This is a genomic window from Variovorax sp. 05L425, assembly GCF_056397705.1.
The window spans coordinates 1-350 of the sequence record NZ_JBFTNY010000091.1 but is presented as its reverse complement, the minus strand read 5'-3'; the positions used below and the strand labels follow the sequence as shown (position 1 = coordinate 350).

Here is a 350-nt window from a genome sequence, read left to right as displayed (position 1 = left end):
CCCACCGAACGGGCGGCGGCGGCCATGCGGTGCATCGAGCGGCCGGCTAGGCACACCTTGCGGCCCGCGGCCTGGGCAGCGCGGATAACGGTGTCCATCCGCGCCACGTTCGAGGCGAAGCAGGCCACGGCGATCTTGCCCGTCAGGCTGCCGATCAGCTTGTTCAGCTCGACGCGGACGTCGGCTTCCGAGCCGGACTCGCCCTCGACGAAGACGTTGGTGCTGTCGCAGACCATGGCCAGCACGCCCTCGTCGCCCAGGCGGCGCAGGGCGTCGACGTCGGTGGCCGCGCCCAGCTGAGGATCGGGATCGATCTTCCAGTCGCCGGTGTGCAGCACCGTGCCCAGCGG

At 71.4% G+C, this 350-nt stretch carries 1 pseudogene; it reads right to left on the bottom strand.

Annotated elements, in window-relative coordinates:
• Positions 1 to 350 (bottom strand): annotated as a pseudogene (locus AC1DN9_RS30110) (hypothetical protein); the annotation flags it as partial.